Source organism: Streptomyces sp. NBC_00178, from assembly GCF_036206005.1.
GTDB lineage: Bacteria > Actinomycetota > Actinomycetes > Streptomycetales > Streptomycetaceae > Streptomyces.
Genome location: NZ_CP108143.1, coordinates 5,744,634 through 5,765,974, shown reverse-complemented (window position 1 = coordinate 5,765,974; position 21,341 = coordinate 5,744,634). Strand labels below are relative to the sequence as shown.

The following is a 21,341-nucleotide window of genomic DNA, read 5'->3' as shown; positions in this document are numbered from 1 at the left end:
GAGTACGGGACGGCGGGCACCCCCGGGCCGGGATCCGGGCATATTCGGGACTCTTATTGGAATCATTCCAGAAGAGTGGTTGACTGCGCGTGTGATCGAAACCGAGGCCACGGCCCTCCTGCGCGGAGTGTCACTGCGGGTGACCCGACCCAGGGTCGCCGTGCTCTCGGCGGTCCACGAAACCCCGCACGCCGATGTCAGCACCCTCCTCGCGCTGGTGCGCGAGCGTATCGGCGCGGTCTCCACCCAAGCCGTCTACGACGTGCTCAAGACGCTCGTCGACGCCGGACTGGCGCGGCGGATCGACCTGCCGAACTCTCCGGCACGGTACGAGGGACAGACCTGGGACGACCATCAGCACGTCGTGTGCCGCTCGTGCGGCACCATCGCCGACGTCGAAGGTCCCCAGAACGCTCCGCGCCTGGACGCGCCCCGGAACCACGGGTTCACCATCGACCACGTGGAGGTCACGTACTGGGGCCTGTGCCCGGTATGCCGGCCCGAGCGCGGCCGGGGGGACCCGGAGTCGGTGAACAGAAGTTCTCACACGGAGGAGCAGGACAATTTCTGACAACACGAAGCCGCTGACCACTGCCGCCGGCGCACCGGTCGCGAACAACGAGAACGCCGTCACCGCGGGTCCGCGCGGGCCGATGCTGCTCCAGGACGTCTGGTTCCTGGAGAAGCTGGCCCACTTCAGCCGTGAGGTCATCCCCGAGCGCCGGATGCACGCCAAGGGTTCCGGCGCCTTCGGCACCTTCACGGTGACGCAGGACATCACGCGCTACTCCCGTGCGGCCCTCTTCTCCGAGGTCGGCAAGCAGACCGAGCTGTTCGCCCGGTTCTCCACCGTCGCCGGTGAGCGCGGCGCGGCGGACGCGGAGCGCGACATCCGCGGATTCGCCCTCCGCTTCTACACGGAGGAGGGGAACTGGGACGTCGTCGGCAACAACACGCCCGTCTTCTTCCACCGCGACCCCCACCACTTCCCCGACCTGAACCGCGCGGTCAAGCGCGACCCGCGCACCAACCTGCGGTCGGCGGAGAACAACTGGGACTTCTGGACGAGCCTCCCCGAGGCCCTGCACCAGATCACCATCGTGATGTCGGACCGCGGGATCCCCGACGGCTACCGCCACATGCACGGCTTCGGCTCGCACACGTACTCGTTCATCAACGAGAGCAACGAGCGCTTCTGGGTGAAGTTCCACTTCCGCACGCGGCAGGGCATCAAGAACCTGACCGACGCGGAGGCCGCCGCGGTCGTCGCCGACGACCGCGAGTCCTCGCAGGCGGACCTGTTCGACGCCATCGAGCGCGGCGACCACCCGAAGTGGACCTTCTTCATCCAGGTCATGCCGGAGGCGGACGCGGCGACCTACCGCTACCACCCGTTCGACCTCACCAAGGTGTGGTCGAAGAAGGACTACCCGCTCATCGAGGTAGGCGAGTTCGAGCTCAACCGCAACCCGGAGAACTACTTCGCCGACGTGGAGCAGGCCGCCTTCACCCCGGCCAACCTCGTGCCCGGCGTGGGCGCTTCGCCCGACCGCATGCTGCAGGGCCGGCTGTTCTCCTACGGTGACGCCGCCCGCTACCGCGTCGGGGTCAACCACCACCAGATTCCGGTCAACCAGCCCCGTGGCGCGAAGAACGTCAACACCTACCACCGTGACGGCCAGTTGCGCGTGGACGGCAACCAGGGCGCCGTACCGGGCTACACCCCGAACAGCTACGGCCGCTGGGCCGAGCAGCCGCAGTTCGCCGAGCCGGGTCTGGCGCTCGACGGTGCCGCCGCCGACCGGTTCGACTACCGCGAGGACGACGACAACTACTTCGAGCAGCCGGGCAACCTGTTCCGGGCGATGACCCCGGACGAGCAGGACGCCCTGTTCGGCAACACCGCCCGGGCGATCGACGGCGCCTCGAAGGCGACCGTCGAGCGCCACATCAACCACTGCACGCAGGCCGACGCCGCGTACGGCGAGGGTGTCCGCAAGGCCATCGACGCCCTGCAGGCGAGCAAGCAGGCCTGATCAGGCCGTAGTACGTGAAGGCCCCGGACGGCGCACGCCCGTCCGGGGCCTTTTAGCACGCCCGCGCCGCCCGGGCGACGGCTATCCGAGCAGCGCCGTCCGGCCGAACAGCTCCGCCGCGGCCCGGGCGCTGGGCGTACCCGCGTCCAGGTCGGCACCGGCCGCGATCAGCGCGGCCACGATCGCGTCCTCGCCCTTGAACAGGGCGCCCGCGACGGGGGACTGGTCCCGGCCGTTGCGCAGGTCGACGTCGGCGCCGAGCCCGATCAGCGCCCGGACCGTCTCCTCGCGTCCGTGGTACGCGGCCAGCATGAGCGGGGTGTTCCCCTCGGGGTCCTGGACGTCGACCGGCAGTCCGTGGCCGAAGAACTCCAGAAGTTCTTCCGTGCGCCCTTGCCTCGCCAGGTCCGACACGATCACGATGAGCCTGCGGGTCTGTTCCTCCGAGAGCGGTTCCATGCTCCAACCCTAGGCAGGGGCCCGGGCGCTCCGCGAACGCGCCCCCGCAGGCCCCGCGACGCGGGCCCGGAACGGGACGAGGATCACAGCGCCCGAGGTGTCTGAACTTCACGAGAACTCCAGCGAAATGGCACGTGTGTGGATATCGTGCACCGAGCGAGGGCGCATCCGTCAGTCCATGGGATCGGCGGATGCGCCCCGTTTGTGGGGATGCAACTGTGGCTGGGGGGTTCATGGGGCATGTCGAAATACCTGAAACGGATATATCCGGGCCTGTCGGGCTGGCGGGGGCACCACGGCCGCGTACCGCCACGTCCCGGAACCGCACGGTGGCTCCGGAGCGCGTGTGGAGAGCGCCGGCGACCGTGGGGCGCGACCGCGCGGAACGACCACGGGCGAGGAAGCTGCCCGATCCGCGTGTGCCCGCTCTCGTCCTGACCGACCTGCTGGGACTGGGAGTTCCCGCACTGCTCGTGCTGCGCGCCGGCGACCAGGCGGGGGCCCTGACGTCGGCGGCATCGGCGGCTCTCGTCTGGGCCGGTGTGCGCGCGTCGCGCGGACGGTACGCCCGACGGCTGCCGGGGGAACCGGCCGGGGCGGTGCACGGCACCGTCGGCGACTGGCTCGCGCTGGTCGGCGTACTGGCGATACTGCTGGCGACGACGGGAAGCGGCCTCGACCCGGCCACGGCCGTCGCCGCCCTCGTCCCCGGACTCGGGGTGGCCGTCCTCGCCGCCGCGGCGGGGCGGTGGCGGGCAGCGAGCCGGCGTGGCCGCCGGGTCCTCGTGGTCGGCGAGGCCGCGGGGCTGGACCGGGCGGTGAATCTGCTCAACTCCCGTACGGACCACTTCTACAGGGCCGTCGCGGTCGTCCCGGTGGGGCCGGAGGCGCCGAGCTGCGGAAGTCCCGTCCCCGGCCGGCTGGCGCCGGAGCGGGCCGACGACGACGTGTCCACGGTGCTCGGCAGCGCCTTCGCACACGACGCGGACCTGGTGCTCGTGGCGCCCGGCCCGCAGCTCGACGACGACCGGCTGCGCCGGCTGGCGTGGGGCATGCACGACAGCGGGCTCGCCCTCTGCGTGCTCTCGGAGCTGTCCGGCGTCGCGGCGGCCCGGGTGCGCCCCGCCTCCGCGGCCGGGCTGACCCTGCTGCACGTCGCGCCGCCGCTGCGGCACGGCCCGCAGGCGCTGCTCAAGACCGTGGTGGACCGGGCCGGTGCGGCGCTCGGGCTGCTGGCGCTCGCGCCCCTGTTCTTCGGGGTGGCCCTGGCCGTGCGGCTCTCGTCGCCCGGTCCCGTCTTCCACCGCCAGACCCGGCACGGCCGGCACAACAGGCCCTTCACCATGTGGAAGTTCCGGACGATGGTGGCGGACGCCGAGGCGCGCAGGGAGCAGCTGGCGACCGCGAACGAGAGCGAGGGACCGATGTTCAAGATGCGTCGCGACCCTCGTGTGACCCGTATAGGGCACGCCCTGCGCCGGACGTCCGTGGACGAGCTCCCGCAGCTCCTCAACGTGCTACGGGGTGACATGTCCCTGGTAGGACCCCGTCCGCCGTTGCCGGAGGAGGTCTCGCGCTACGACGAGCGGGAGCTGCGGCGGCTGGCCGTCAGGCCCGGCCTGACCGGGCTGTGGCAGGTCAGCGGCAGGTCGGACCTGTCCTGGCAGGAGACGGTGTCGCTGGACCTCTGGTACGTCGACAACTGGTCGGTGGCCGGCGACATGGGGCTGCTGGCCCGTACGGTGCGCGCGGTCACCGACGGCCGCGGCGCGTACTGAGGCACGGTGGGGGGACGCGGGAGGAAACGCGTGCGCGGGAGCAGGACACGGTGCGGCCGCCGGGCCGGGCGGTCAGTCGCGGGGGGCGCCGCCGTCGAGCCACCAGGCGTAGGTACGGGCGATGCCGTCCCGCAGGGGGATCTGCGGCTTGAAGCCGAGGGAGGAGAGCCGGGACACGTCGAGAAGCTTGCGCGGGGTGCCGTCGGGCTTGGAGGTGTCCCAGACGATGCGGCCCTCGAACTCCGTCACATCCCTTACGGTCTCGGCGAGTTCACGGATCGTCAGGTCCTCGCCGCAGCCGACGTTGACGGGTTCGGCCCCGTCGTAGGACTCCAGCAGCCGCACGCAGGCGGCGGCGAGGTCGTCGACGTGGAGGAATTCGCGGCGAGGGCTTCCGGAGCCCCACAGCGTGACCTCACCGGCCCCGTCCCGCTTCGCCTCGTGGAAGCGGCGGATCAGGGCGGGCAGGACGTGCGAGGTCTCCAGGTCGAAGTTGTCGCCGGGTCCGTAGAGATTGGTGGGCATGGCGCTGATGTACGAGGCGCCGTACTGCCGGCGGTAGGACTGGACCTGGACGATGCCGGCGATCTTGGCCAGCGCGTAGGCCTCGTTGGTCGGCTCCAGCGGGCCCGTGAGCAGCGCGTCCTCACGGATCGGCTGCGGGGCGTGCTTGGGATAGATGCACGACGAGCCGAGGAACAGCAGGCGCTCGATCCCGGCGGCGTGCGCGCCGGCGATCACGGCGAGCTGGATGCGGAGGTTGTCCTCCAGGAACTGCACCGGACTGGTGCTGTTGGCCATGATCCCGCCCACCTTGGCGGCGGCCAGAACGACGGCGTCCGGGCGGGTCTCGCGCAGGAACGCCTCGGTCGGCGCGGCCTCCCGCAGGTCGAGCGCGTCCCGGCCGCGGGTGATCACCTCGTGGCCGTCGGCGGTGAGGCGGCGCACCAGCGCCGATCCGACGAGACCGCGGTGGCCCGCGACGAATATGCGGGCGCCCGGGCGCAGCAGGGGCAGGGCGGATTCCCGGGCCGGGCCGGGGGTGTCAGTCGTCATGGCTCGGATTCTGCCAGCCGCCCGGTACCCGGGTGACCCTTTGCCGCATTCGGCTCAGATCCAGAAATTTCGGTGACACAAACCGCCCCACGGGCGACCACAGAAGGGGGGAGTCATGGCAAAGACCGCACTCATCACGGGCGTGACGGGTCAGGACGGTTCGTACCTGTCGGAGCTGCTGCTCGAGAAGGGGTACACCGTCCACGGCCTGATCCGGCGCTCGTCGAGCTTCAACACGGAGCGGATCGACCACATCTACCAGGGGCCCGAAGAGGCGAACCGTTCCTTCGTGCTGCATCACGCCGATCTGTCCGACGGGGTGGCGCTGGTGAACCTGCTGCGCGACATACAGCCGGACGAGGTGTACAACCTGGGCGCCCAGTCCCACGTCCGGGTGTCCTTCGACGCGCCGCTGTACACCGGTGACGTCACGGGGCTCGGCACCGTGCGGCTGCTGGAGGCGGTCCGGGCCAGCGGGATCGAGACCCGGGTGTACCAGGCGTCGTCGTCCGAGATGTTCGGCGCGAGCCCGCCCCCGCAGAACGAGAAGACGCCGTTCCACCCCCGCAGCCCGTACAGCGTGGCCAAGGTGTACGCGTACTGGGCGACGGTCAACTACCGTGAGGCGTATGGGATGTTCGCCACCAACGGCATCCTCTTCAACCACGAGTCCCCCCGCCGGGGCGAGACCTTCGTGACCCGCAAGATCACCCGAGGGGTGGCGAGGATCAAGGCGGGGCTGCAGGACCGGCTGCACCTGGGCAACCTCGACGCCGTACGCGACTGGGGTTACGCCCCCGAGTACGTGGAGGCCATGTGGCGGATGCTCCAGTGCGACACACCCGACGACTACGTGGTGGCCACCGGCGAGGGTGTCAGCGTCCGGCAGTTCCTCGAGTACGCCTTCGAGCACGCGGGCCTCGACTGGGCGGAGCACGTGCGCTACGACCCGAAGTACGAGCGCCCCAGCGAGGTCGACGCGCTGATCGGTGACGCCTCCAAGGCGGAGGAACTCCTGGGCTGGAAGCCGGAGGTGAAGTCGCGGGAGCTTGCGCAGATCATGGTGGACGCGGACATCCGGCTCCTCAGCGACCAGCTCACGGGGTCAGCGGTCCGGGTGGACCGGTGAGAGGGCCAGGACGTCTCGGACGCGACCGGGCCGGCGTGTTCACGGCCGTCCTGGCCCTGGCCGCGGGCGCGCTCGGCGTCGGCGCGGCCACCGCTCCCCCGGCCGCCGCGGTGACCCCGCCGGTCGGCTTCACCGCCGACGCCCTGTCGACGTACCAGACCAACGGCATCGTCTGGACGCTCGCCGAGGCGAACGGGGTGGTCTACGCGGGCGGCACCTTCACGGGCATCCGGCCGGCGGGTTCGCCCGCCGGGAGCAACACGACCTCCGCCGTGAACTTCGCCGCGTTCGACGCGGCGACGGGTGCGCCCACCGGGTGCTCGCTCTCCTTCACCAGGAGCAGCGGCACGGCCACGGTCCGGGCGCTCGCCGTGTCACCCGACAAGTCCACGCTGTACGTGGGTGGTTACTTCAACGCGGTCAACGGGACGGCCGTCAACGGCCTGGCCGCCGTCGACACGGCCACCTGCCGGCCGCGCACGGGCTTCGCGCCGCAGTTCGGGGCGACGGTGCGCGCGCTCGACGTCGCCCGGGACGGCACCGTGTACGCGGGCGGCGACTTCCAGACGGTCAACGGGACGGCCCGCCGCTTCTTCGGCGCGGTCACCGCGACCGGGGTGCTCACCGGATGGAATCCGGACGCCGACGAGCCCGGCCGCGCCCTGCGGGTGACCCCGGACGGGGACAGCGTGCTGATCGGCGGTGACTTCTTCACCGTCGGCGGCGCCGCGTCCCACGCGCTCGCGGTGACGAGTGCCGCCACCGGATCGCTCACCCGCGCCTACGGCGCCTCGTTCATCCCGGCGTCCGCCGTCATCAAGGACATCGTCACGGACTCGGCGTCCGGCGGGTGGTACGCCGCGGGCGAGGGCGCGGGGGGCAACTCGTTCGACGGACGGCTGGCCATGGGTCTGGCCGGCTTCGACCAGCGCTGGCGGGACACCTGCCAGGGCGCCACGCAGGCACTGCGGGTGTACCAGGGCGTCCTGTACGCGGGCAGCCACGTCCACGACTGCTCCAGCATGGGCGGATTCCCCAACCAGGCCCGCAAGCATCTGACCGCGCAGTCCGTGGACGACCCGGACCTGCTGGGGTGGCTCCCGGACACCAACGACGGCATCGGCGAGCCGGTGGGCCCCCGGGCCCTGACGGTGTCCTCGCGGGGCGGACGGGACTTCCTCTGGGTCGGCGGCGAGTTCACCACGGTCAACGGCGTCGGCCAGCAGTCCCTGACCCGGTTCGCGAACACCCCCGACACGGGGGCGCCGGCCGCTCCCGCGGTGAGCGTGTCCGCTCCGCGTGCGGGCGAGGTCGAGGTCAGCTGGCGCAGCAGCCTGGACCTGGACGACAGCCTGCTGACCTACCGGGTCTACCGGGACGGCGGTTCGACGCCGGTGTACACGACGACGGGGTCCTCGCTGTTCTTCAGCAGGCCGCAGCTGACGTTCACCGACCGGAACGTGGTGGCCGGGCGGACGTACAGCTACCGGATCTCGGCGAGCGACGGCACGAACACCGGCGGGCTCTCCCCCGCCGCCACCGTGACCGCCGCGTCGTCGGCGTCCCCGTACCAGGAGAAGGTGCTCGCGGACGGCGCCGACCTGTACTGGCGCTACGACGAAGCCGGTGGCGCCTTCGCCGCGGACACGTCGGCGAGCGGCGACGGCGGGGTGTACGTGAACGCGCCGGGCTACCGGGCCACGCCGTCCGCGGTGGCCGGTTCGGCGGCGCTGTCCCTCAACGGCACCGACGAGTACGTGTACAGCGACCGGCTGCACCACTACACCTCGCCCACGCCGTACTCGGTCGAGACCTGGTTCCGCACCACGTCGACGACCGGCGGGCGGATCGTGGGCTACGGCAACAACATCGGCACCGCGCGCGGCCACACGAGCAGCATCTCCGACAAGCTGGTCTACCTGACGAACGACGGACGTCTGGCGTTCGGTGTGCAGAGCGGCGCTGCCCGGCCCACCATCACGTCCCCGGCCTCGTACAACGACGGCGCCTGGCACCACGCCGTCGCCACCCAGGGGCCGTCGGGCATGGTGCTGTACGTGGACGGGGCCCCCGTCGGCACGAACGCGGCGACGGGCAACCGCTCGTACAACGGGTTCTGGCGGGTGGGCGGTGACGCCATGAACAACGCCTGGCCGAACCGTCCCACGAGCGACTACTTCGCCGGCCAGGTCGACGAGACGGCGGTCTACCCGACGGCGCTCACCCCCGCCCAGGTGGCCGCCCACCACACCCTTGCGGGCACACCGCCCGGGCCGGGCGACTCCACCGTCACGGTCACCCCGGACGAGGACGCGTACGTCAACGCCGCCGCCGCGAACACGAACTACAACGACAGCCAGCTCGCCTCCCGGGGCAGCACGGCCTATCTGGGTTACCTGCGCTTCACCCTGCCGTCGGCTCCGGCCGGCCAGGTGCTCAAGAGCGCGCGGCTCGCCTTCCGTACCTCGTCGGACTCGACGGCGGGATCGGCCGAGAGCCACAGCGTCGTGCCGGTCACCGGCACATGGACCGAATCGGCGGTCACCTACAACACCCGGCCGACGCTCTCCACGTCCGTGCTGGGGACCATAACCGGCGCGTCAGCGGTCTCCACCGGCTACTCGGCGGACCTCGACGCGACGGCACTGGGCGGGGCCCTGGGCTCCGCCTCCTCACTCGCCCTGACCAGCAGCGGGACGGACAGTCTCCGCATCTGGTCGAGCGAGGCAACCGCGGCCTACCGGCCGCAGCTCGTTCTCACCTTCGGAGATGAATGATGAACGGAAGTACGGGGCGGAGACCAGGGGGACGTGGCCGCGTGCGGGCCGCCTCCACCGCGCTCTGCCTGTTCGCGGGCGCACTGACCGCGACCGCGGTGGGGGCCTCGCCCGCCACGGCCCTGACACCGCCGGTGTCCATCACGGCGGACGACCTCACCACCTGGCAGACCAACGGCATCGTCTGGTCGATGGCCGCGACGAACGGCGTCGTGTACGCCGGAGGCACCTTCTCCACCATCCGGCCCCCCGACGCGGCCGCGGGCACCTCCGAACAGCCCGCGGTCAACTTCGCGGCGTTCGACGCCGCCACCGGCGCGCCGACGGGCTGCGGCCTGTCGTTCACCCTCTCCTCGGGAACGGCCACCGTCCGGGCGCTCGCGCTCTCACCGGACGGCGGGACCCTGTACGCGGGAGGCCAGTTCGGCGCGGTGAACGGGGTGGGCGTCAGCAACATCGCGGCGATCGACACCGCGACCTGCACGCCGCGCCAGAACTTCAAGATCGCGGTCTCGGCGACGGTCCGGGCCCTGGACGTCACCGCGGACACCGTCTATCTGGCCGGTGACTTCAACAGCGTGGGCGGCCAGACCCGGAGCAAGTTCGCCGCGGTCAGCACGGGCGCGAGCCTGCTGCCGTGGACCGCCGACGCGGACGAGGTTGCCAGGGCGGTCCAGGTGACCCCGGACGGTCAGCACGTGGCGCTCGGCGGTGACTTCTTCACCGTGAACGGCACCACCTCGCACGCCCTCGCGGTGGTCGACGCCACCACGGGCGCCCTCACCAAGAGCTACCCGGGCTTCATCCCGAACACCTCGACGGTGCAGGACCTCACGACGGACGCGACGGGCCTGTACACCGCCAACGAGGGTACCGGCGGCGGGGTGTTCGACGGCCGCATCGCGATCGACCTCGACGACTACCAGCAGCGCTGGCGGGACACCTGCCTGGGCGCCACCCAGACCGTGCTGGTCCACTCGGGCGTGCTCTACAGCGGGAGCCACGCCCACGACTGCGCCAGCATGGGCGGGTTCCCGGACCAGCCGCGCAGGCACCTGCTCGCCCAGTCCGTCGACGACCCGACGCTCCTGCCCTGGTTCCCGGACACGAACGACGGCATCGGTGAGCCCGTCGGTCCGCGTGTCATGACGCAGACCGACAAGGGCGGCCGCCACTACCTGTGGGTCGGCGGTGAGTTCACCACCGTCAACGGCGGCGGCCAGCAAGGGCTGACCCGGTTCGCCGACGGCCCGGACACCGGGGCGCCGTGGGTGCCCAACGTCAGCCTCTCGACGGTCGCCCCGGGGCGGATCGACGTCAACTGGCAGACCAGCTTCGACACCGACGACGGTGAGCTGACCTACCGGATCTACAAGGACGGCGCGAGCACACCCGTGCACACCGTCACGGGCTACTCCCTCTTCTGGGACCGCCCGCAGCTGAAGTGGACCGACACCGACGTGGCGGTGGGCGAGACCCACTCGTACCGCATCACGGCGAGCGACGGCACCAACACCAGCGCCAAGTCCCCCGCCCAGTCCGCGACCGTGGCGGCGGCCACACAGGCGTATCCGGCGCGGGTCCTCTCCGACGGGGCCACGCTCTACTGGCGATACGACGAGGGCACGTCCACCTTCGCCGCGGACACGACCGCCGGGCTGAACAACGGCTTCCTGCGCAACGGCCCCGCCTACCAGCAGACACCGGCCGCGATCGCGGGCAGTTCGACGGCGATCGGCTTCGACGGCTCCACCGAATACGCGTACAGCAACAAGCTGCACGCCCAGCCGACCCGCTTCTCCGTGGAGACCTGGATCAAGACCACCACCACCCGTGGCGGCAAGGTCATCGGGTTCGGGAACCTGACCATGCAGAACAGCAGCCGTTACGACAAGCAGGTCTACATGGCCAACAACGGGCGCCTGGTCTTCGGCATCTACAGCGGCGGCTACCGCACCGTCACCACGACGGGGGCCTACAACGACGGCAACTGGCACCACGTCGTCGCCACCCAGGGCACCGGCGGCATGGCGCTGTACGTGGACGGGCAGCTGCGCGCGTCCAACTTCCTCTACACCGGCAACGAGAACTACCCCGGCTACTGGAGGGTCGGCGGGGACAACCTGGCCAACTGGCCGAACCGCCCGACCAGCAACTTCTTCGCCGGGCAGATCGACGAGACGGCCGTGTACCCGACCGCGCTGAGCGCTTCCCAGGTCAGCGCGCACTACGCCCTGAGGACGAGTGAGTGAGATACCCGTTCCTGGCCGGCACCGCCGTCGCCCTCGCGACGGCGGTGCTGGCCGCCTGCGGCTCGTCCGGCGGGACCGGCGACGGGGGAAAGGAGGCCGCCGCGGGCAGCAAGCCGCCCGCGGCGGCCTCCGCCACGCCCTCCGTGGCCGGCCCGGCGGCCGGGACGACGGCCCCCAGGCCCCAGAAGTCCAGTGACGCTCCGAAGGCGCCCGCCGGGGAACTCACCCCGGCCACGGGTTCCTTCACCAAGAAGCAGAAGGAGTACCTGACCGACCGGGTACCCAAGGGCATGGACCCGGCGGCGGTCCTCCAGACGGGGCAGGAGACCTGCGACAGGCTCCGCTACCTGGACAAGGCCGACCGGGACATCGCCGTCGGCGCGATCGTCTCCGGCGAGATCACCGACGCCGGGCCGGCGGTCACCCATCTGTGCCCGCAGCACCAGGACCTCGTCGACGACGCCGCACGCGGTTACGCCGACGGTACGCACAAGGGCGCGGCCCTGCGGCCCGGCCGCTACCGCGCCGCGTCACCCACGAAGACGTGCGGCTGGCAGGTGACGGGGCCGGGCGGCAAGGCCCTGGCCTCCGGGTCCTCCGACACCGGCAAGCCGGTGGAGGTCACCGTCCCGGAGTCCGCACGCACCTTCACCTCCACAGGCTGCTACGCCTGGCTGCCCCGAGGAGACAACGGATGAGCAAGCTGCCCATAGCCGTCGCGATCCCCACGAAGAACGAGGGTCTGAACATCGCCGAGGCGGTGAAATCGGTCCTGGGCCACTTCGAGGCGGTCGTCGTGGTGGACTCCCACAGCACCGACGACACCGCGAAGATCGCCGAGGAGTGCGGGGCCGAGGTGGTCACGTACACCTGGGACGGCGGCCACCCCCGCAAGAAGCAGTGGTGCCTGGAGAACGTCCGCACGGATCTCGACTGGATCCTGCTGCTCGACGGCGACGAGCGCCTCAGCCCGGGGCTGCTCGCGGAGCTGCGGCGGATCTTCGCGGATCCGGCCGCGCCGAAGCCGGCGGCGTACGACATCCCGCTGGGGTACTGGTTCTCGGGGAAGCGGCTGCGGCACGGGTACACCATCCGCAAGCGGTCCCTGACCGACCGGACCCGGTGCCACTACCCGGAGGTGGGAGACCTCGCCGCGCCCGGGATCGGCGAGGTGGAGGGGCACTACCAGCCGGTCGCGGCGACCGCCGAGGCCCTGAGCAGTCCCATCGAGCACCAGGACCTCGACCCGGTCACCGCGTGGTTCGAGCGGCACAACCGCTACTCGGACTGGGAGGCGTGGCTGGAGCACCACCCCGACGTCAAGGAGCAGGTGCGGAAGGTGAAGTCCCGTCAGGGGCAGCTCTTCCACAAGGCGCCGTTCAAGCCGCTGGTGTCCTTCGCCTACATGTACGTCTACCGGCGTGGCTTCCTGGACGGACGCGCGGGGCTGGACTTCGCCCTGGCGATGAGCTTCTACCGCTGGCAGATCGCGCTCAAGTCACGTGAGGGAAAGACAGGTTGAGCACTCATGCCCTCCGGCGGACCACGTCCTCGTAGGTCCGCCGGAGGGTGGCGGTGACGGCCTCGATGGTGAACTGGTCGTTGACCAGCTGCCAGGCGGCCTTGCCCGCCTGCTCGGCGGCCTCCGGCTCCAGCAGCTCAAGGATCGCGTCGGCGACCTTGCGGGCGTTGGCCGCGTCCTCGCCGACCCGGCTGTCGATGACCCGGCCCGCTCCGGCCCCCGACACGTCGGGGCCCTGTCCGCAGGTGCGGGTGATGACGACGGGGGTGCCGACCGACATCGCCTCCAGGACCGAGACCGGGAAGGGCTCCTCGATCGCCGGCAGCACGTACACATCGGCCTCGCGTCCGGCGGCGAGGACCTCGTCGTGCTCCAGCGGGCCCACGTGGTCGAGGGAGCCCGTGACCCCCAGCTTCCGGGCGAGGGCCAGGGTGCCGGCCAGCGCGCCGGTGTCCGGGCCGGCCAGCACGAAGCGGGCGTCCGGGTGGCGGGCGAGGACGTGCGGCATCGCGGCGATGAAGTCCTCCGGCCGCTTGCGCTCCTGGATGCGGGCGAGGTACAGCACGGTCGGGGGGCGGCCGGGTTCGCGGGCGGGCTTGCGCTCCTGCGGGCGGACACCGTTGACCAGCCGTACGGTACGGGTGAGCGGGACGGGCGCGGCGACGGCGTTCACGTCGACCCGCTCCATCTCGGTGAGGTGCAGGACGGCGTCGGCCTCGCGCAGTACCTTGCGCACCCCGAGGACGTCGGTGAGCTGGGCGGCCTTCTTCTCGGTGGGGTCGATCATGCCGTGGGTCTGGACGACCAGGGGGGTACGGGTCGCGAGGGCGAGGAGCGCCGCCGGCAGGGTCACCAGGTCCCGCATGAGATGGACGTGCACGAGGTCGGCGCCCCGCATCATGCGGCGTGCCGTGCGCAGCAGCGCGGCGGAGGTGATGCCGCTGACCTCGAACATGGGGAGCACGTGCCGCGCCTGGAACAGGTGGACGGGAACGCCCTCCACGTGGCTGGGCAGTTCACCGTCGGGGAAGCCGTCGCCGAGGGCCATGACGCGCGCGTCGTCGCCGTTCGCCCGCTGGACCTTGGAGAGGTTGAACGCCACCCGGGTCGGCCCGCCGAAGGCATGGTCCGGCGTGTGGAGCGTGACAACATGCAGGATTTTCACCAGAGTTCCCCTCAACTGCGGCCAATACTTCACAGACTAGTCATCGCACCCCCTCAAGTGGGCTGATTCGCTAGAGTGTTCAGCGGTTCACTGATCCCGGGGGGAGCATGACGTCGGTGCACACATCGGCGACCGAGCAGGCCGCCCGCACGGTCGCGCCTCCGAAGTGGCCGCTCCGGGGCGCCCCTGAGCCGCCCGAGCAGCCGATCGCCTGGTCGATGCTGTCGCGGGCCCTGTCCGTGCCGCTCATTCTCGGCCTGGTGTGCTTCCTGCCCGCGGTGATAGCCGCCCAGCCGGGCGGCGAGGTCCGGGACACCGCCTACTGGCTCCAGTTGGTGCTGACCTGCTATGCGGGGGCCCGGCTGGCGACGATGATCCTCTCCACCCGGCGGCGGCTGCTCCAGGGCGTCTTCTGGATGTTCGTGTACATCGCGATGGGCGTGGCACCGTTCGCCCAGGTGGTGATCGGGCAGACGCCCACGCCGATGGTGGGGCCGCGCCAGGACCTGGTCACGGCCATCGCGATGGTCCTGGTGGGGTGCGCCGCCTTCGACCTGGGGGCGCTGCTGGCCTCGCGGCGGCCGCTGCGGCGCCGTACGCCCTCCACGCGGAGCCCGGGCGGAGGGCCGGCCGTGGCGCACCCTGTGCGGCTGCGACTGCTGGTGCTGCTGGCGTTCGCGGCGAGCGCGTTCTACGTGCTGAAGCTGGGCGGGCCCTCGGTCTTCTTCTCCAGCCGGCAGGAGATCAACGAGACCGTCGCGGCGAGCGGGGTGGTCTCGGAGGGGTCCAACGTCGGCTCGGCGTTCGTCAAGGGCTTCGGCCAGGTCCCCGCGCTGCTGGCGCTGCTCTTCTACACGCGCCGTCTGGCGACCTCCTACCGGGCCCGGCGCGCCCCGTCGACGGTGCTGGTGTGGGTGGCGCTGGTGGCACTGAACCTCGTGGTGAACAACCCGGTCTCCAACGCCCGTTACTGGTTCCTGACGGTGCTGATGGCCTTCGTGTTCACCGCCTTCCCGAGCAGTGCGGCGATCTACCGCATCGTGCTGACGACGGGGGTGGTGGGGGCCCTGGTGGTGTTCCCGTACGCCGACAGGTTCCGGTACGACGACGAGGCACAGCGGCCCGCACAGTCGGCTTCGGTCTTCGAGCCGCTGGTGACCAAGGACTACGACCAGATGGTGATGTTCGCCAACAGCATCTCCTGGGTCGACACCCGGGGCCACACCTACGGACGCCAGCTGACGGGCTCCGCCCTCTTCTTCGTGCCGCGCGCCGCGTGGAGCGGGAAGCCGGAGGACACCGGGGTCCGGGTCGGGCAGTGGATGGGGCTGAGGATGACCAACCTCTCGGCCCCGCTGTGGACCGAGTTCTGGGTCGACTTCGGCGCGTCCGGGGTGATCGGCGGGTTCGCACTGATCGGTTACGCGGTGGCGCGCACCGACCGCCGGTACGCGCGGGCCGTCACCCGGGCGGGACCCGGCCCCGGGAGTGTGCTGGCCATCGCCGCGCCGCTGATCGCCGGATACACCTTCATCCTGCTGCGCGGCCCGCTCCTGCAGGCGGCCGGGAAGCTGGCCATCGCCGCGCTGTGCCTGCTGCTGATCAGCACGTTCAAGGAGCGGAGGGCAGGGCGCCGGCGGTGACGGCCGCGTCGGGCGCCGGCTTCCCGCGTCGGAGCCTGACCACCCGGATCCAGGTGGCGGCGGCCTTGCACACGGATCCCAGGCACAGTCCCCAGGCGGCCCCCTGGAGACCGCCGACGGCGTAGCCCGTGCCCATGAGGGCGACGGCGGTGAGCGAGAAGACCACCTGGATGCTGAGGGTGGTGCGCGGGTCGAGCATGCGCAGGGCGAGCAGCCCGCAGGTGCCGACGGCCATCGCCGCGTACTGGCTGCCGGTCGCCGGGAGGAGAGCGGCGGCCGTGGGCCAGGTGTCGCCCAGGATCTGGCGCCCCGCCCGGTCGGGCAGCACGGCCAGCACCGTGGCCCAGAGCACGGCGGTTCCCGCGAGTACGCCGCCGAGGGCCGCTGTCGCCCGGACACGGCGGCGCTCGTCGCCCACGCGGCGGAGCAACGGCGGTCCGAACGACGTGGCCGAGGTGAACAGGACGTTGAGCGGACCGAACAGCGTGGTGGCTCCGCGCAGCGCACCGACGAGGAGCGGGTCGGCGACGGCGCCGAGGCCGAGGACGGACAGCTGGCCGGTCGCGTTGCCCACGCCGAACTCGACGACGAAGCGCTGCCCGAGGTGGCCCCTTCGCAGCATCGGGCGCAGCAGCAGCGGAGTTCCGGCGGTCGTGCGGTGCAGCAGCGCGGCCGACAGCAGCAGGGCGGGCAGCGCGGACAGCCCCCAGACCAGGATCAGGCGGCCGGGGCCGGCGCCGTACTGCTGGAGGGAAAGCGCGCCGAGCACGCACGCCAGCCTCACCACGTCACCGAGCAGGGCGAGATGGGGCTGCTGGAGGATCGAGAAGGCGTACCGCAGGGCGTCCTGCCCCAGCACGACGGGCAGGACGAGTCCGAGCATCACGAGCGCGCGGGCGGTGTCCCCCGGCAGCGCCAGACAGACCCCGGCCAGCAGCGCACCGGCCGCGGCGGACGCGCAGACGGTGAACACGACGGCCGAGCGGCAGGCGCCCCGGGCGGCCCCGCCCCCGCCGCGCCGGAGGACGAGGGGCTGCCCGGTGTACGCGCCCGAGACGCCCAGCAGCACCGTGAAGACGAGATAGACCGCGGAGAAGCGCGCGAAGTCGGCCACGGTCGAGAGCCGGGCGGCGGCCACCAGCACCAGGATGTTGGTGAGCGCCGCCACGCCCTGGTCCGCGACCGAGCAGAGGATCGCGGTACGGGCTCTCACTGCCGCGCGGCCGGGAGCGTGAAGGAGCGCAGACCCATCGTCTCGGCGGGGTCCCCCTTGAGTTCGGGCGCGTCCGCCTCCACCTCCGGCCCGCCGGGCCCGCCGCCGGTGCGCCGTCCGGCGGACCTCCCCCGCGGCTCGGTCCGGCGCAGCCGTCCTCTGCCGGGGTGGAGCAGGGCGCCGAGCACCGAGCCGCCCGAGGCGCTGATGATCTCCCGGATGCGTTCCAGGTCGCTGCGGTGCACCTCCCGGGGGTCGCAGACGATCATGACTCCCTCGACGCGGTCGACGAGGGCGACCGCGTCGGCGTACGACAGCACCGGCGGCGCGAGCACGATGACGACGGTGCCCGGGCGGTCGGCCTCGGCGACGATGCGGCCCACGGGTGCCGAGGTGAGTGCGCGCGGGACGTTGTCCGCGGTGACCCCGGCGATGAGGGCGAACGCCCCGGAGCCGGGCACGTCCACGTTGAAGCGGCCGCCCGTCGGCCAGCTGCCGTCGCCCTCCTCGGCCGCCCAGCGCGGCGGCCGCACCTCGTGGGCCGACGACCCCAGGTCGCGGGCCAGTGACGGGGTGCGCAGGTCGGCCTCGACGATCAGCACGTCGCGGCCCATCTCGGCGAAGGCCGCGGCCAGGTTGACGGCGGCCGCCGCGGCTGCGGCGTTGTCGCCGCGCGGGGCGGTGACCAGGAGGCGGCGCCGCTCGGCGAACGACGGGTCGTAGGCCAGCCGGAAGGCGACCGCGCGGTACTCCTCGGCCAGCCGGGAGCCGCTGCGGCCGATGGCCAGCAGCGTGCCGGCGGCGGCGCGTTCGCGGGGCAGGGTGCCGAGCAGCGGGGCGCCGAGGGAGCGGACGAGCTCCCGGGGCGAGCGGACGGCGGGGTCGAAGACGAGGCGCACCCAGGACAGCAGCAGCCCCAGGGCCAGGCCGACGACCGCGCCGAGACCGAGGAGCAGCGGCATTCCGGCGCCGGTGGGCGCGGTGGGTGCCACCGGCTTCTTGTTGAGGTAGCCGGGCGTGGTGTCGAGGGCCTTGAGTTCGGAGATCTTCCGGGTCAGTTCGGAGATGGAGACGATGATGTTGGCCCGGGCGCTGCTGACGTCGTCCGTGGCTCCGGCCCCCTCCTCCAGCAGGTCGCGCTTGTCCTCAAGCGGTTCGAGCTGGGCGCGGTAGCCGTTCGCCATGTTCTCGATGCTCTCCTGGGTCCGCGCCTTGCGGTGCGCCAGGTAGCCGTTGGCGAGGGCCTCCGCGCGGGTGCGCGCCTGCTCGGGGGTCGCCCCGGTGTAGGAGAAGCGGAGGGTGAGGGTATTGGGCGGGTTGGTGACCTGGAGGCCCGAGAGCAGCTTGCGGGCGGTCACGTCGTCGCCCTGCTTGAGCAGGGTCGCCGCCGCCAGCACGCCCACGGTGTCGCTCACCGCGGTCTGCCGTTCGGAGCCGATGTTGATGCCCTTGTCGGCGGAGGCGCCGGTGGCGAACGGATCGGCGGTCGCGGAGCGCACCTGCACCTCGCCCGTGGCGGTGTACGTGTCCTCGCCGCTCAGGGCGAGGAAGCCGCCGCCGAGCAGGCCGACGAGGACACCGCCGGCGAGCAGGGTGCGGTAGCGCAGGAGCTGACGGAACTGATCGCGCAGCAGCGCCGGTTCGTCCTGGTCGTCCAGCGGGCGGATCGGATGGCTCATCGGCGTGGTCTCCCTTGTGCTTCCCCTGCGCGTACGTCTCCGACCGGCCCGTCACCCGGTCGTGAGCCCCCGGACGACGCGTCCGCGAGCGCTTCGGTGAGCAGTGCGTCGAAGCGGGCGAGGCCCGCCTCCCTGCCCAGGTGCCGTGCGACGTAGCCGGGGCCGTGCGCGCCCAGCGCGTCCGCCGCTGCGGGATCGGCGGTCAGTTCCCGCACGGCGCCGAGGAGGGCGGCCGGGTCCTCGGGGGCGACGAGCACGCCCGCGCCCGAGCGGCGCACTTCGTCGGCGGTGCCGCCCTCGCCGGCCACGGAGGCGACGACCGGCCGTCCCGAGACGAAGTACGAGGTGAGTTTCGACGGCACGCTCATGTCGAGCACCGATGCCCGCTGGGTGACCGCGAGCACGTCGGCGGCGGCGAGCACGTCGGTGAAGTCGTCCGCGTCGGCGGGCGGGAGGAAGTCGATGTTGGGCAGCCCCGCGGCCAGCGCGCGCAGCGCCTCACGCTGGTTGCCGTCGCCCATGAGCACGACCCGGACGTCCGGTGCCAGCCGCGCCAGGGCGACCAGCACGTCGAGTCCCTGTTTGAGGCCCATGTTCCCGGAGTGCAGCACGACCGGGATGCCCTCGCGCCAGCCGAGCCGGGCCCGGGTGGCGGTCCGGTCACCCGAAGGGCGTTCCACATGCGTCCAGTTGGGGACGACCCGGATACGGCCGGGGTCGACGCCGAGGGCGGTGACCCCCTCGACGAAGCTCTCGTGGATGACGCCGACGAGTGCGGCTCCGGCCAGCGCGTGGCGTTCGGCCCGCGCGGCGACGACCGCCGCTCTGCCGCCGCCCCGGATCCCGCTCTGCGCGGCGGCGGCTCCCATCAGGTCCTGGACCACGGGTATGTGGGGGACGCGGTGGCGGCGTGCCAGCCGCGCGCCTATGACCCCGCCCGCGAGGCTCGGCATCTGCGAGACCACGGCGTCGGGCCGGCCCGGAGGCGGAGCGAGGACGCCGTGGAGGAGTACGGAAGCCTCGAACAATCCTCTGCGCAGCGCGGTCTGACGGGACGGCACATAGTGGCGGCGCCGGTGGACGCGTACACCGTGCCGTTCCTCCTCCCGGCGCCACGCCCCCCGGTACTCCTCGTCCACGCGCCAGGCGGGGTAGTGCGGCATACCGGTCAGGACCTCGGTCCTGGCCCCCGACGCCGCCCAGTGCTCGGCGAGCTGCGTGGCGTACGGGCCTATGCCCGTCAGCTCGGGTGCGTAGTTGGTGGAGACCACGAGAAGGTGGCGGTTTTCGAACGGTCTCTGATGCTCAGCAGCGGACAACGGATGATCGCCTTCCCCCCGGAACAGCCTCTCCTTCGAGCTTATCCGTTCACGGGTTGCGCAAGTGTTCTTCACAGTAAGGTCGTTGAACCAGTTCCACCGTGGGGGGAGAGAACGGATGGTGCAGCACAGAGTCGGTTACGCACCGGGGGTGTACGACCTGTTCCACGTCGGCCACCTGAACATCCTGCGGCATGCCCGCAGCCAGTGCGACTACCTGGTGGCCGGGGTCGTCTCCGACGAGATGGCCGCGCTCGCCAAGGGGCACAGACCGGTGATCCCGCTGCCCGAGCGCCTGGAGATCGTGCGCAGCGTGCGCCATGTCGACGCGGCTTTCGTGGAGACGGTTCCGGACAAGGTCGAGACCTGGCAGCAGGTCCGCTTCGACGTCATCTTCAAGGGCGACGACTGGCGTGGCACGGAGAAGGGTGAACGCCTGGAGCGGGACTTCGCCGAGGTCGGGGTGGAGGTCGTCTACTTCCCGTACACGGTGCACACGTCCAGCACCCAGCTGCGCCGGGCGCTGGACGTACTCGTCAGCCGGCCCGGAGCGCTCTCAGCTCCCTGAACCACTTGGCCAGGAACGCCACCAGGAACACGGCGTGCACGGCCGCGAGCAGGGCGTACCCGGCACGGAAGACCGAGGGTGCGCCAAGCAGCAGGAAGACCAGGCAGAACACGCCGTAGTCGGCGGGCAGCAGCGCCACGGCCCGCACCGGGGACACCGGCGCCGCGGGACCGGCGGCCACCGGTGCGGTGCGGGCCGCCGCCTTCCCGAGCTGCTCGCGCAGCAGCCCGGCGCAGAACGTCAGCACGGCGACGAACAGGAAGCCGAGCGGAAGCAGCAGCCACCCGTCCCCCGGCGGCGGGGCGAAGCGGTGGAAGGAGATCAGCACGGCGCTGTGGACCAGGACCATCTTGGCGCAGTCCACGACATGGTCCAGCCATTCCCCGTCCGGGCCGCCGCGCCCGGTCAGCCGGGCGAGCTGACCGTCCGCCGAGTCGAAGGCGAAACCAACCGCCAGGCCCGCCCAGACGAGGAACCCGAGCCGCCAGGACGGTTCCGCCAGCGCCACCGCGGCGACGGCCGCGAAGGTGAACCCCGCGCTGACCAGCGTGACCTGGTTGGGCGTCAGTCCCATCCTGTACGCACCGGCGGCGAACACCCGTCCGGCCGGGCGGTTCACGTACCGCGAGTAGAGCGAGACGCCCTTGGACGTCTTCTGTGCGCCGCGCAACTCGCGCAGCACCGTACCCGTGCTTTCCATACGCCCCCCAGCGCCGGCCACAGCAGTCGCTGCATCATGGCAGAC

General features: G+C 71.8%; 17 protein-coding genes. 10 read left to right on the top strand and 7 right to left on the bottom strand.

Annotated elements, in window-relative coordinates; translation table 11 throughout:
- Window positions 1-91: 91 nt before the first annotated feature.
- Complete coding sequence (locus OHT61_RS25195) at window positions 92-571, top strand: Fur family transcriptional regulator (RefSeq protein WP_329041360.1); 480 nt, start codon at window positions 92-94, stop codon at window positions 569-571.
- Window positions 564-2,036, top strand: coding sequence for a catalase (locus tag OHT61_RS25190; RefSeq protein ID WP_329043385.1), 1,473 nt, complete (start codon window positions 564-566; stop codon window positions 2,034-2,036). The genes OHT61_RS25195 and OHT61_RS25190 overlap by 8 nt, the downstream gene beginning before the upstream one ends.
- An 81-nt stretch (window positions 2,037-2,117) precedes the next feature.
- On the opposite strand, the gene OHT61_RS25185 is transcribed toward OHT61_RS25190, so the two are convergent.
- Window positions 2,118-2,495 (bottom strand): ankyrin repeat domain-containing protein, encoded by a 378-nt coding sequence (locus OHT61_RS25185; protein WP_329041358.1) that lies wholly within the window; start codon window positions 2,493-2,495, stop codon window positions 2,118-2,120.
- Window positions 2,496-2,728: 233 nt separating this feature from the next.
- Between OHT61_RS25185 and OHT61_RS25180 the strand changes: the two genes are divergently transcribed.
- Window positions 2,729-4,273, top strand: a complete 1,545-nt coding sequence (locus tag OHT61_RS25180) for a sugar transferase (RefSeq protein ID WP_329041357.1) — start codon at window positions 2,729-2,731, stop codon at window positions 4,271-4,273.
- Window positions 4,274-4,345: 72 nt separating this feature from the next.
- Here the strand turns inward: OHT61_RS25180 and OHT61_RS25175 are convergent, their stop codons facing one another.
- Window positions 4,346-5,329, bottom strand: coding sequence for a GDP-L-fucose synthase family protein (locus tag OHT61_RS25175; RefSeq protein ID WP_329041356.1), 984 nt, complete (start codon window positions 5,327-5,329; stop codon window positions 4,346-4,348).
- 115 nt (window positions 5,330-5,444) lie between these two features.
- Between OHT61_RS25175 and gmd the strand changes: the two genes are divergently transcribed.
- From gmd to OHT61_RS25150, 5 genes are read left to right on the top strand one after another with little or no spacing between them, the layout of a single operon-like run.
- Window positions 5,445-6,458, top strand: a complete 1,014-nt coding sequence (gene gmd / locus OHT61_RS25170) for a GDP-mannose 4,6-dehydratase (protein WP_329041354.1) — start codon at window positions 5,445-5,447, stop codon at window positions 6,456-6,458.
- Window positions 6,455-9,235: a DNRLRE domain-containing protein gene (locus OHT61_RS25165; RefSeq protein ID WP_329041353.1), complete on the top strand. Its 2,781-nt coding sequence runs from the start codon at window positions 6,455-6,457 to the stop codon at window positions 9,233-9,235. Before gmd ends, OHT61_RS25165 begins: the two co-directional genes overlap by 4 nt.
- Window positions 9,232-11,487 carry a LamG domain-containing protein gene (locus OHT61_RS25160; protein WP_329041351.1) on the top strand — a complete coding sequence of 752 codons (2,256 nt, stop codon included), beginning with the start codon at window positions 9,232-9,234 and terminating at the stop codon, window positions 11,485-11,487. The genes OHT61_RS25165 and OHT61_RS25160 overlap by 4 nt, the downstream gene beginning before the upstream one ends.
- Window positions 11,484-12,185, top strand: coding sequence for a hypothetical protein (locus OHT61_RS25155; RefSeq protein WP_329041350.1), 702 nt, complete (start codon window positions 11,484-11,486; stop codon window positions 12,183-12,185). Before OHT61_RS25160 ends, OHT61_RS25155 begins: the two co-directional genes overlap by 4 nt.
- Window positions 12,182-13,009 (top strand): glycosyltransferase family 2 protein, encoded by an 828-nt coding sequence (locus OHT61_RS25150; protein WP_329041349.1) that lies wholly within the window; start codon window positions 12,182-12,184, stop codon window positions 13,007-13,009. Before OHT61_RS25155 ends, OHT61_RS25150 begins: the two co-directional genes overlap by 4 nt.
- 4 nt (window positions 13,010-13,013) lie before the next feature.
- On the opposite strand, the gene OHT61_RS25145 is transcribed toward OHT61_RS25150, so the two are convergent.
- Entirely contained in the window at window positions 13,014-14,174 is a 1,161-nt protein-coding gene (locus OHT61_RS25145; protein ID WP_329041348.1) for a glycosyltransferase, read from the bottom strand.
- Window positions 14,175-14,281: 107 nt separating this feature from the next.
- On the opposite strand from OHT61_RS25145, the gene OHT61_RS25140 reads away from it, so the two are divergent.
- On the top strand, window positions 14,282-15,817 hold the full coding sequence (locus tag OHT61_RS25140; RefSeq protein WP_329041347.1) for a hypothetical protein: 1,536 nt from the start codon (window positions 14,282-14,284) through the stop codon (window positions 15,815-15,817).
- Here OHT61_RS25140 and OHT61_RS25135 read toward each other — a convergent pair.
- Genes OHT61_RS25135 through OHT61_RS25125 form a run of 3 tightly spaced genes read right to left on the bottom strand, consistent with a single transcriptional unit; the run spans window position 15,786 to window position 20,028 of the window.
- Entirely contained in the window at window positions 15,786-17,030 is a 1,245-nt protein-coding gene (locus OHT61_RS25135) for a hypothetical protein (protein WP_329041346.1), read from the bottom strand. The two genes, OHT61_RS25140 and OHT61_RS25135, sit on opposite strands and share 32 nt — an antisense overlap.
- Window positions 17,027-18,709: a lipopolysaccharide biosynthesis protein gene (locus tag OHT61_RS25130; protein WP_329041344.1), complete on the bottom strand. Its 1,683-nt coding sequence runs from the start codon at window positions 18,707-18,709 to the stop codon at window positions 17,027-17,029. The genes OHT61_RS25135 and OHT61_RS25130 overlap by 4 nt, the downstream gene beginning before the upstream one ends.
- The gene (locus OHT61_RS25125; protein WP_329041343.1) at window positions 18,706-20,028 is read right to left on the bottom strand and encodes a glycosyltransferase; all 1,323 of its coding nucleotides are present in this window, start codon (window positions 20,026-20,028) and stop codon (window positions 18,706-18,708) included. The genes OHT61_RS25130 and OHT61_RS25125 overlap by 4 nt, the downstream gene beginning before the upstream one ends.
- A gap of 118 nt (window positions 20,029-20,146) precedes the next feature.
- On the opposite strand from OHT61_RS25125, the gene OHT61_RS25120 reads away from it, so the two are divergent.
- Complete coding sequence (locus tag OHT61_RS25120) at window positions 20,147-20,596, top strand: adenylyltransferase/cytidyltransferase family protein (RefSeq protein ID WP_329041341.1); 450 nt, start codon at window positions 20,147-20,149, stop codon at window positions 20,594-20,596.
- On the opposite strand, the gene OHT61_RS25115 is transcribed toward OHT61_RS25120, so the two are convergent.
- Window positions 20,565-21,296 carry a CDP-alcohol phosphatidyltransferase family protein gene (locus tag OHT61_RS25115; RefSeq protein ID WP_329041340.1) on the bottom strand — a complete coding sequence of 244 codons (732 nt, stop codon included), beginning with the start codon at window positions 21,294-21,296 and terminating at the stop codon, window positions 20,565-20,567. The two genes, OHT61_RS25120 and OHT61_RS25115, sit on opposite strands and share 32 nt — an antisense overlap.
- Between the last annotated feature and the right edge of the window lie 45 nt (window positions 21,297-21,341).

What these genes read in the sequence shown, in the direction of transcription:
- OHT61_RS25185 (WP_329041358.1), bottom strand. Translation starts at nt 2,495, where the DNA reads ATGGAACCGCTCTCGGAGGAACAGACCCGCAGGCTCATCGTGATCGTG.
- OHT61_RS25180 (WP_329041357.1), top strand. Translation starts at nt 2,729, where the DNA reads ATGGGGCATGTCGAAATACCTGAAACGGATATATCCGGGCCTGTCGGG.
- OHT61_RS25175 (WP_329041356.1), bottom strand. Translation starts at nt 5,329, where the DNA reads ATGACGACTGACACCCCCGGCCCGGCCCGGGAATCCGCCCTGCCCCTG.
- gmd (WP_329041354.1), top strand. Translation starts at nt 5,445, where the DNA reads ATGGCAAAGACCGCACTCATCACGGGCGTGACGGGTCAGGACGGTTCG.
- OHT61_RS25160 (WP_329041351.1), top strand. Translation starts at nt 9,232, where the DNA reads ATGATGAACGGAAGTACGGGGCGGAGACCAGGGGGACGTGGCCGCGTG.
- OHT61_RS25150 (WP_329041349.1), top strand. Translation starts at nt 12,182, where the DNA reads ATGAGCAAGCTGCCCATAGCCGTCGCGATCCCCACGAAGAACGAGGGT.
- OHT61_RS25140 (WP_329041347.1), top strand. Translation starts at nt 14,282, where the DNA reads ATGACGTCGGTGCACACATCGGCGACCGAGCAGGCCGCCCGCACGGTC.
- OHT61_RS25130 (WP_329041344.1), bottom strand. Translation starts at nt 18,709, where the DNA reads ATGAGCCATCCGATCCGCCCGCTGGACGACCAGGACGAACCGGCGCTG.
- OHT61_RS25120 (WP_329041341.1), top strand. Translation starts at nt 20,147, where the DNA reads ATGGTGCAGCACAGAGTCGGTTACGCACCGGGGGTGTACGACCTGTTC.
- OHT61_RS25115 (WP_329041340.1), bottom strand. Translation starts at nt 21,296, where the DNA reads ATGGAAAGCACGGGTACGGTGCTGCGCGAGTTGCGCGGCGCACAGAAG.